Genomic DNA, 10,491 nt, shown 5'->3' with positions numbered 1-10,491 from the left:
GAAAATTGTTGGATGATACTATGGCACAGAAGTCTTGAACCTTGCGTCAGCATCTGGTATTCGCTCTTGGTTTGCTGAAGATGGTTATAGTATATGTTAAATTAAAATGGTTTAAAGACATTACCAAAGGGACTCTGTTTCAAATACACATCTCTATAAGATGAGGTCCAGGATCGGCAAGGGCATGACGGATTTCACGGGCGAGATCGTCTGCGGTATCGACGGACACGCCTGGTACGCCGAAGCCTCGGGCTATTCTTACCCAGTCAATAGCTGGATGACCCAGGTCTGTAAGAGATTGGGCATAGGGTCCGGGGGTTGTGACGCCTGCCCTCTCTAACTCCACCCTTACGATATTGTAGCTCCTGTTGGAGCACAGAAGCGTTGTTACGTTTAGCCCTTCTCTTGCCTGGGTCCATAGGGCCTGGACGGTGTATGCGGCACTACCGTCGGCTTGGAGGTTTATTACGGGCCTATCGGGACAGGCGACGGCCGCGCCCGATGCGCAGGGCATGCCGTAGCCTATTGAGCCTCCCACTATGGTCATGCAGGTCATGCGTGGCAGACCGACGGTGAGAGGGAAGTAGGTGAGCGCAGTGGTCAGACCCTCATCTACAATGATTGCTCCTTCAGGTTGTATTGCCGCCAGGGTGAGACAGACCTTTTCCGGGGTGAGAGTTCCGATAGGGACTTGTGGCCGCACAGGCTTGTCGCTAATTTCCGCCTTACTTTGGGACCCTTTTCCGCTTTCAAGAATATTCGCGAGATATTCAAGAGCCTCCGTGACACCGCCATTGCCTGAGGGGATTAATATTTTTTTCTGATCTTTTGTAAGCAGGTAACTATTTACACCCACGTATCCGAAAAAGGTGACAGGCTCTCTGGTTCCTACGAGAACCACCAAGTCATACACAGAAAGCATGGAAAGAGCCGGCTCAGGGAAATAAGGAATCCTGGTAAGAGGCGGCAAACCAACACCGCATTCGACGCGGGCCGGAAAATTTTCCACGAGGAGGTCGCAGCCGGTAAAAGTCCGCACACGGGCCGCAAGCCGGAGACCTGGCTCAAGGAGAGCTTGGCCGCCAAGCAGAAGGGCCGGTCGCTTGCTGCACTTCAGAAGGTTGGCAGTTTTTTCGATAACTCCGGCATTAAGCGGATCGGCTGCAACACCCGGCATGCTCACAATTGTATCACCCGCTTCTTCTAATTGATGATCATGGGGCGCAACGAGCGTGGCTGTCTGTCCTTGCCGTGAAGCCGAGATCGCCTCCGCCATATCCAGGGAAAAGTTCCGCGCCGCATCATTGGTACGGCACCATCCGGAAACAGTACTCGCCAGTGCCTCTACATCCATCGCCAGCGGAGCATCGGCCTCTTTGTGCCATGTGGCATGTTCACCGATAAGGTTGACGATAGGAGTTTTCGCGCGCCGGGCGTTGTGGAGATTGGCGACGCCGTTTGCTAATCCCGGCCCGAGATGGAGGATGGACATTGCAGGGCTACCCTTCATGCGTCCGTACCCGTCTGCGGCCCCAGTGCATACGCCTTCAAACAGACACAGCACAGCCCTTATACCCGGAACCTGATCAAGGGCCACAACAAGAGGGATCTCTGTAGTCCCCGGGTTGGCAAAACAGATCTCAATGCCACCTGCTGAAGCCGTCTTTAGTAAAGCAACTGCCCCGTTCATAAGATCGTCCTTTCTTCCTTTATAGGTTACGGTCTATTGTAGTAAATATGGCTCAGCGGTGCAATATAATATGTTTTAGATGTACTCCGGCAGCATCAGGACCGCCGAGAAGAGAGTTCAGTCGGAATTCGGGACAACGAGAACGGATTATAGTTATTGAAGAGGCATATTTTATTTCCGCCCCGGAACCGATGCTTCCAGTATCTGCATTTTTGTAACGAGGTAATGCAAGATTGAGTGAATGGCCTTCTGGAGTTCAAGTATAATGGGCCAGTCTCTCCAGCAGACCCCGAATCACCTAAAAACAACCACACCCGTCGCTGCCTTCTATGACTGTACCGGGAGATAACCTTGTTCATACTGAGAACGGATACAATAGTGGAAGTACTCCTTTACGACATCCTCAGGTTCGTACGCTCCCGAATGACCGTCGCACAACATATCCGCATTGAGGGCATACAACTTCTCTGCCGACTCGACCCACGCATAGGGATTACAGTCGAATTCCTTGAGAAGTGGCGCTCCTATATCCTGGGCAAAAAGAATTTTCTTGCCGTCGATATTGAGATAGACCGAGATGGAGCCGGGGGTATGGCCAGGTGTATGAAGCAGGGTAAGCATCTCCCCTCCAATCGCAAGTTGCTCTTCTTCCCTATATAGTTTGCGATCCACGGAATACGGCTCCAGGCGCACGTTGAAGCAGAATGCGGCCGTAAGTCTCTGGTCCCCAGCCTCAACCAACTCCGCATCAAAGGCGTGCATCACGAGCCGGCTGCCGAACTGCTCTCGAAACTTAACCCCGCCGCCCATGTGGTCAAAGTGACAGTGGGTGAGGATAATCGTTGAAACTTTCGCGGGATCAAATCCTGCCCTCTCTATGTTGCGGACCAGCCGGTCGAGATGAAGACCCGATCCACTGTCGATGAGGACCAGTTCGCCGAGATTGATAAGGTACGCAGCGCAGTCCCTCGGATCGGTCAGGTCCGGGCCGCTCACCCGGTAGATATGCTCCGTGATTTTTTTCGGATCTCTCTTTCTTTCTCGCTCCATAAGACCTATCGAAACTGGCTCTCGGACCAAAAATGTCCCTGAGACCCTCTCCGAGGAGATTATGGCCCATAATGGCGAGAAAAATCACCACGCCCGGATAAAGGCCAAACCGCCAGGTGATCTCTATATTGTCCTTTGCCGCAACAGGATGTCACCACAACTTAGGGGGGCTACCCCCCCATGCCGAGAAAGATCAGCACCAATTCTGTAATGATCGCGCCTCCGATGCCGAGGGTCGATGCTACTTACAAGGAAGACATGGCGTTGGGAATATATGGCGAGATATTATACTCGCTTCTGAAAAACCTTGCACCCTTGCCGCAAGAACGTACTTTTTGCCCTTTATATCCTAGTCTCTCGGCCTTCACAATGTGTACAATATCCCTATCTTTCTCTTCTCAATGAAGCTCGACACACAGGCCGCATACCTATGCTACTAAATTTTATAACATTATCATCCATGGGCCTGCAAGGGAAAGCAAAGAACGAAGAGTTTAAACGTGGTCGTTTGTTGTGAGAAAAAGATAAGGCAACGCCAGAAATGCAATGTATTGCAAGATAACGGCCCAGGTAAAAGATAATCATCACTTTAAGAGATCTGTCCGCAGGTCTCACATGAACCTAGTCCGTGATTTCGAATGCTACGGCCAGAGGCTCGACAAAAACCTCTCTTCATCTGGCGCACTGTTTGGCGTTTCCAGAAGGTTTTCGGTCGGCTTGGTAATTCAGTCAGCTTGTATATCCCCGCCACACGTACCATGACCATGCGCTTATCTGGCGGCGGATACAGGCTTGAGGAGCTTTCCGCATACTGGGTTCTCGTTATCCTATACTATTATGGCTTTCATCTGCAGATGCGAACCCTATTCATTTGGCATGCGTTTCTTCTTGGTCCTGGGCGCCAACGTATCAAGGATTTCAGACTGGCTTTCTTTCCACAAACCAGTCTATAAGTTCTCGCGCAATGCTGATTTTTCCTGGTATCAGAGGCAGCGCCTCCGGGTCGAACCATGCGGCGCGCTCTATTTCCGAGCCGTCAATTTTCAACTCACCACTCTCATATTCCGCTGTGAACCCTATCATGAGAGAATCAGGGAAGGGCCACGGCTGGCTTCCGAAGTAGCGTATATTCCAAACCTTGATGCCCACCTCTTCTTCTATCTCTCTTCTAACGGTTTCTTCAAGCGTCTCTCCTGGCTCCACAAATCCGGCCAATACGCTGTACATTTCCTCTGCAAACCGCGATGCCCTTGCCAGAAGGAGTTTGCCTTCCTTTTCCACAAGAACGATAACCGCCGGTGAGATGCGTGGGAAAGTTACATGCCTACAGCGCGGGCACTCTTTGGCGTTCATTTCCATTTTATTGTTCGTAGCGTGGCCACACCTGCCGCAGAACCGTTCATTTTTGTCCCATTCGATGAGGTGCACCGCACGCATGGCCACCCTGTGGAGCTTCTTATCAAGGTGCTCAAAGAGATATCGCAGACCATGAAGAGCGGCCCCCTCTGGGAGTCCACTCTCTCCCACTTCAGCACAATAACAGTGCCGCCCGTCTAGGGTGCCCAGATACCTCTCCGACAAAGCGTGGAGACCCATGGCGGCAGGACCGGTAATAAACGGCACAGACATGCCTGCTTCATTTTCCATAGTTACCATCTTGTGGGTCCTGAAAATAAACCACCACGCCTGTTCTTTTTTTTCCGGCGGAGAAGCGGCGGAGGGTATGAATCGACCATTCATGGTCACAAATTACACGGCGGCGGATAAAAAGTCAAGAACGGGCAATATGGAAGGCCGGTTCTAATCCTTCCCACTCCCCGCTCTGATCTGACATCTCTCCATACACACAATATTATAGAGAAGGAATGTTATACGCGGGGAAAAGTAATCAGAAATTAAAGTAAGGGCTTTCATGATGAACATAAGGAGCATCTTCTTATCAAGAAACTGCAGCGAATGTAAAAATGCAAATCCCTTTGGGAAAACCCCTGCTCTTGCCGGCCGGTGGCGGGGACAAGTATATCCCGTATCCGGCGTATAAGACCATTTGAAGACGCTGTCAGGATTGATCACATAGAACTTATGAGCGTATGACCCAGCGTAAATAATCCAGTACCTTTTTTATGTATCTAATTGAGTTCAAAATTTAGTTCGGACAAGGGGAGGGAAGGGGGGATGGAATCCCCCCTTCCGTATCAAATGGTCAGGTCCCGAAAGATTTCCGTTGTCATTTCTTCAATCCTGACTCTCATCAGGGCATGCTAGGACACACGGTGGTGTAATAGATTGAAGACGTGAACGGTCCCTGGAGGGATGTCCCTGTCTTGAACCATGTGTAGATTTGCTTCACGCCTTTTCCAGAACTCAGGCGCCATTGCGCGCTGTCTGCATAAGGCAGTTTTTTCCCGGATGCCCTATTTTTTGAATTGCTTATGATCATTGTTTCCGGTATAGACGGTGGGTTGACAGTCAAGCTGACCCGACGATCGGTAGTACAACCGGCATCACCGTTGATTGATACCGCCCTTATGATGTTTCCATAGACCACAATCTGGGACATGTCCACGTATGGCCACCCCATCTCGTATATGTTGATATCGGTAGTACCGGGAGGCAGAGGTTCCACTTTTATAATTGTAGCGGACCGGGTCGCAGAACCAGCGTTATGGTCCCAACTGGCATTATAGGGCCAGATAGACAACGCTTGGTAATAATTGCTTGCGGTTGAAGACTGGTCCGGGGGGCCCTCCATTATCTGCGGGGGAACCACACGGAAAGGACCTTCTCCGTCGAGTTTATTGTCGCGTGTAAGTACCCCGCGACTCAAATATGCACCGTCCCGTTTTATGGCGAGAAGCAACCTTAGCCCATCAGATACCACGATGGGATCGCCATCCTGTCGCCCAATGCAGGAAATCGCACTGTAATCACACCACCCGTACTCCTGATTAAGCTTGACATCTGCTTCTTTCGTGTGATGATACGTAGCTTCGGGATAAGTCCCGTTCACATGGTACCAGTTCGGGTCAGGTTCAAGGGAATGATATTGAGAGAAACCGTCTGGAGAGATGACCTTTATATTGGTGGCAGCATCAGAAATGCGGGCATCGGCGAGAAGCTTCTCCACGGTGACCCCACTATATTCCGCATAGAAATCACCCGATTTACTCGTATTCATGAGCATGAATTGTTTGTGCTGCGGCATAGCCTCAAGTTGGGCTCTGGTGTAGGTTACGGACGGGGCGTAAACCTTGGTCGGATAGTCTGTGGCATCGCCCGGATAACTTCGGGCCTTTAGCTCATCATAATTGGTAAATCCATCCCCATCAGAATCAAGCTTCGCGATGGCCTTTAGGGCCTTAGCGCTTCTGCCATAATTAAGATAGTCTACACCGTAAGAGTTGAGCGTTTTTTTGATATCGCCGCTTTCGTCATAACCGTAGCTGTAATGACACCATTGGCAGCTTCCGAGGATTATCGTGTTCCCTCTGGAGTCCTCATAAGACCCCCCACTGTGACACAGGGTGCAACTGTCCAGTTTTGTCCCCTTCCTGCACTTATAGGCAGAGATAAATTTCTTAGAATCATTTTCGCCCATATGATGATACGCTGCATAGCAAGCGAGTGACAAAAGCAAGACAAACCCCATAGCGACCACGACACTTAATGCTCTTTTGCCCTTCATTTTCATATACCTCCTTTCTCAAATTGAAATGAAAAGAATACCTTCAATATCCATATTTTAATGATATTAACTTATATAGTTAATAATATCTTGTTTTTTTAATATTTATTAATATTTTTATTATTATTTGATAAATATATCGTTAAAATATAACATTTATATAAATTTTAGTCAAATAATCTTTTTTATAAATTTTATATAAAAAAAACTTATATTTTATTTTAATAATAGTAAATTGGTTCTATTTTATCTTTTATTGTAACAATAATAGTAATAGAAAAGGTCAGGCCAAACGAGTGACTGCCAGAAAAACATTTGTGTGGTCTGATTGCGATCCGTCTCCGCTTTAAGAGGAAATAGGATACCAGTTGCATGAGAGGTTAAGAAGGAAAGTATTCTAAAACGTCCCGCCTCAATCCCAAGGGCCAGACGGCGAACATATAACATAACAACAAGGTAAGCTGCTCGGACCAGGATTACCGATTCGCAGAAAATCGGCAATGATGATAATCTGACCAACCTTTAAGCCACCACGGGCTTTAATATCGCGCTCCCGCCTTAGGATTCCTCTTTTCTCTGAATACGGCATCTCTTGCGGGCAAAGTCTTTCGCACCAACTCATTGCTGTCGTCGGCATCTTTGGGTGTCCTGCTGGTTCTCTCTTGAGCATTCGTCAGTTCATTTATGAACGGAACAGGAGCGGGAGCAGAGACCTTATCTTTCAGACCATAATCCTGCAGCATGGTGGCTGATTGCCTGCATGATGCGACCGAGAACCGGATACAACGTAAAATATCGTGAGTAGTCACGATATCACGAAGGACCGACGAAAAGGCCGCTAAATCCCGGAGGACCGTGAAATCTGGGTACCATGGACGGGAAACGGATATTTGCCCGTGAGGCAGGCATCGCAGATATTCCTCCCCGCAAGCCCCTTCAAATCCTCAATCGACAGGTACCGGAAGCTATCTACGCCGACCAGGTTTTTCAGGTTCTCATCGGTCCTGTTTGCGGCGAGCAACTCTCCCGGCTTGACCATGGCCATCCCCATGAAACATGGAAAACGGGGAGGAGGCGCAGTAATGCGGAAATGGATTTTCCTTGCCCCGGCCTCCCGAAGTTTAGGGATCAGGATCATGGCAGTCGAACCTCTCACCAAGAGCGTATCAATGAGAATAATATCTTTCCCGCTGACCATCTTCCTGTTGATCTGAAACTTCTTCTCCACCTTTTCGAGGCGGTCTTTTTCCTTGGAAATAATGAAAATTCGGCCTATTTCGCCCACTGTACTGATGGGTTCCTTGTAGCTTATACCGGTGACACTGTGAAAACCCAGGGCACCGGGTACGGCCGCCCTTGGAATAGGCACTATCATATCTGCATTCTCGGTCTCTTTCTCTGCCAGCCTGGCTCCTGCTTTTTCGCGAAATTCATAAATATTTTCTGAAAAAACCTGGCTCGCTGGCGAAGCATAGTCAAGATATTCCAAGATACAAGGGCGAGGAGTGGGGTCGCCAAGAGAGAAACTTCTCACATCTTCCCCGTCGAATACCACGAGCTGTCCCGGTTCCACATCACCCATCCACTCGAACCGGTCGCCAAAAGCACAGGTCTCGGAGGCAATGGCCCACTCATAATCCCCTTCTTCCCCCCGCCGGCCGATAGCCAGGGGCCAGATACCGAAAAGATCACGGGCAGCTATCAATCTCCCCTGATGGAGTATAATGAGACTAAAGGCCGCCTCTTTGGAGAGACGGGCCAGAGTTTTCACTGTTTTGTCCAGCAGGTCCGAGCCTTCCGACCGGACGATCATCTGGAGTATAACCTCCGTATCAGTATCCGTTTGGAAAAGACCGCCTATCTTCTCCATCAACTGTTTGTACTTGGGCACATGTCCGTTGTGGACAACCGCAATTTTCTCTTTGCCGTAGGTCCCGATTATGGGCTGTGAATTCCGCTCGCTCGCTTCACCTGCCGTAGGATAACGTACATGGCCGATGGCCATGGAGCCAAAATGGAGTCTGGTATGAGCCGACATCTGGAAAATTGAACCGGTCCTCCTCGTTTCGGAAAAAGACCCGTCCCTAAGCCCTGACACGATGCCCCAACTCTCCTGTCCCCTGTGAGAGAGATTCTCCAAACCCGTCCTCACTTCGACGAAGGCATTCCCCTTACCTGCAAATCCAAAAATTCCGCTCATCTTTTCTCCTTTCTTCTGGTCTCACGTATGGCGCCTGCTTGGACCAAAGCCGCAATGCCTCAATATTTTACGATTTTGGAACTGTCGGCGCAAGAGGCAAAAAGAATGGGAGCTTGTCCCCCCTCCGTTTCGGCAGGAGAGACGGGACGTCTAAATTCATCCCTTTTCTTTAAAACCGAAATATCCTCTGGCAGTGACGATACTATGGTTTATGGCTTCCACTCTCATAGTTTTGCCGACTTCCGTCATCGGTCCCTGCGCCCACCAGGATGTCTCCTACGGACGGTTCACAATCCTCCCGACGGGTGATTGTGGGCAAGGGCTTAAGGATGGACAAGACTTGCATTCATGGCGCCCGCGGAAATCGTGCCGATCCTGATAATTTTATTCTTAGCCTTGAGACGGATAAACCTGAAGCGCTTCTTCGTTTTGTCTTTTATGGTTACCAGGATCGCTTTCACAACGTTTCCATGGCAGGTGATCCGGTTGATATCCACATCTTCTTCGGAATCCCGCTTTTTGGTGATTTCAAAACAGGTCTTAACCTGCACTGTTTTAGTAATCCCTATGCTCCTGATCTCGGAAAGTTCGATCGGTGTCGTCTTTCATAAGATACCTATCTATATATAGGGCAAAACGCGAATTTACAAAGAAGAGTTTGTTTGAGGAGGACGACTATTCTCGGAAGAGCTAAAATAGCTAATGGCGAATCAAAAGCGCAACACGAAATTGTGAGAATCTGCATGGAATCCGTTCGAATACCACATCTCCAGTTTTGGACTATTCACTGACGAGGCTTAAAACCCCTGAAATTGGCTATTCGCTGCCCTTTTCAGCTTATAAATACCTTCTTGTACTTCGGCATCTCTTCGAGGGCCTGACCCGCTCCCAGCACCACAGAGTAGAGTGGATCGTCAGTAACATACACCCTTATGCCGGTCTCGCTCTCTATTCTTTTGTCCAAACCTCGAAGCATTGCACCACCCCCTGTCAGAATCATGCCGGACTCATTAAGATCCGACACAAATTCGGGGGGCAGCCTTTCAAGCGCCCTTCTCACGGAGTCAATAATTGCGGAAATAGGCTCCTCTATCGCCTCCCTGATCTCTTCCTTCGACACCTTCGTGCTCTTCGGTGTACCATTGAAAAGGTCTTTTCCCACTACCGTTACGCTGTCTGTGTGCATTTCGACGGACATCGCCGATGCGCACTCTATTTTCATCTTTTCCGCAGCAATGATCCCTATCGCTACCTGATGCTTTTTTTGAAGGTAACGCATTATTGACTCGTCGAGTTCATCACCGGCCACCCTCAGGGACTCACTGTATGCAGTAGCCGAGAGGCTGATGATGGCGACCTCGGTGGTCCCTCCCCCGATATCAACAACCATATTTCCCCTGGGCTGCTCAATTGGCATTCCCGCGCCGAGGGCAGCCGCCATGGGTTCCTCAATCAGGAATACATCCCTAATGCCCACCTGAAAACATGCATCAATAACCGCTTTTTTTTCAACCTGAGTAATGCCGGAGGGTACACCGACCACCATTTTCGGCTTCGAGATTTTCCTCTCTCTGCTGGCTATGGTAAGGAAATACTTGATCATGGCTTTGGTCACGTCAAAGTCCGCAATGACGCCGTCCTTCAGAGGCCTTATGGCGCTGATATTTGGAGGCGTTCTCCCAATAAAATCTTTTGCTTCCTTGCCTACCGCAATTACCTTGCCATTGGAATTATCAATGGCCACTACCGAAGGCTGGTTTAGGATTATACCTTCCTCCTTCAGATATATAAGCGTATTTGCTGTTCCAAGGTCCATGGCAAGATGGGTTGAAAAAAATCCAAACAATTTTTTCAGAAAATCCATAT

General features: G+C 49.2%; 8 protein-coding genes. All 8 read right to left on the bottom strand.

Annotation, left to right across the window (positions count from 1 at the left end; all coding sequences use genetic code 11):
* Positions 1-139: 139 nt before the first annotated feature.
* Positions 140-1,690, bottom strand: a complete 1,551-nt coding sequence (locus LBQ00_05935; protein ID MDR2018392.1) for an acetolactate synthase large subunit — start codon at positions 1,688-1,690, stop codon at positions 140-142.
* 327 nt (positions 1,691-2,017) lie between these two features.
* On the bottom strand, positions 2,018-2,740 hold the full coding sequence (locus tag LBQ00_05930) for an MBL fold metallo-hydrolase (protein MDR2018391.1): 723 nt from the start codon (positions 2,738-2,740) through the stop codon (positions 2,018-2,020).
* A 918-nt stretch (positions 2,741-3,658) separates the two neighbouring features.
* A complete protein-coding gene (gene nudC, locus LBQ00_05925) occupies positions 3,659-4,480 on the bottom strand; it encodes an NAD(+) diphosphatase (protein ID MDR2018390.1) in 822 nt (273 codons plus the stop codon).
* A 511-nt stretch (positions 4,481-4,991) separates the two neighbouring features.
* Entirely contained in the window at positions 4,992-6,425 is a 1,434-nt protein-coding gene (locus LBQ00_05920) for a hypothetical protein (GenBank protein ID MDR2018389.1), read from the bottom strand.
* Between the two features lie 539 nt (positions 6,426-6,964).
* A complete protein-coding gene (locus LBQ00_05915) occupies positions 6,965-7,168 on the bottom strand; it encodes a hypothetical protein (protein ID MDR2018388.1) in 204 nt (67 codons plus the stop codon).
* 95 nt (positions 7,169-7,263) lie between these two features.
* Positions 7,264-8,625, bottom strand: a complete 1,362-nt coding sequence (locus LBQ00_05910; GenBank protein ID MDR2018387.1) for an amidophosphoribosyltransferase — start codon at positions 8,623-8,625, stop codon at positions 7,264-7,266.
* 323 nt (positions 8,626-8,948) lie between these two features.
* Entirely contained in the window at positions 8,949-9,176 is a 228-nt protein-coding gene (locus tag LBQ00_05905; GenBank protein MDR2018386.1) for a hypothetical protein, read from the bottom strand.
* Between the two features lie 281 nt (positions 9,177-9,457).
* Positions 9,458-10,489 carry a rod shape-determining protein gene (locus tag LBQ00_05900; GenBank protein ID MDR2018385.1) on the bottom strand — a complete coding sequence of 344 codons (1,032 nt, stop codon included), beginning with the start codon at positions 10,487-10,489 and terminating at the stop codon, positions 9,458-9,460.
* Between the last annotated feature and the right edge of the window lie 2 nt (positions 10,490-10,491).

The sequence above is a fragment of the Syntrophobacterales bacterium genome, assembly GCA_031274925.1.
Lineage (GTDB): Bacteria > Desulfobacterota > Syntrophorhabdia > Syntrophorhabdales > Syntrophorhabdaceae > PNOM01.
The sequence above is the reverse complement of the archived record's forward strand: the minus strand, read 5'-3'. Positions and strand labels throughout refer to the sequence as shown.

Excerpts from the sequence above, each read along its gene's own strand:
- nudC (MDR2018390.1), bottom strand. The coding sequence starts at position 4,480 with ATGAATGGTCGATTCATACCCTCCGCCGCTTCTCCGCCGGAAAAAAAA.
- LBQ00_05930 (MDR2018391.1), bottom strand. The coding sequence starts at position 2,740 with ATGGAGCGAGAAAGAAAGAGAGATCCGAAAAAAATCACGGAGCATATC.
- LBQ00_05900 (MDR2018385.1), bottom strand. The coding sequence starts at position 10,489 with ATGGATTTTCTGAAAAAATTGTTTGGATTTTTTTCAACCCATCTTGCC.
- LBQ00_05915 (MDR2018388.1), bottom strand. The coding sequence starts at position 7,168 with ATGCTGCAGGATTATGGTCTGAAAGATAAGGTCTCTGCTCCCGCTCCT.
- LBQ00_05910 (MDR2018387.1), bottom strand. The coding sequence starts at position 8,625 with ATGAGCGGAATTTTTGGATTTGCAGGTAAGGGGAATGCCTTCGTCGAA.
- LBQ00_05935 (MDR2018392.1), bottom strand. The coding sequence starts at position 1,690 with ATGAACGGGGCAGTTGCTTTACTAAAGACGGCTTCAGCAGGTGGCATT.
- LBQ00_05920 (MDR2018389.1), bottom strand. The coding sequence starts at position 6,425 with ATGAAGGGCAAAAGAGCATTAAGTGTCGTGGTCGCTATGGGGTTTGTC.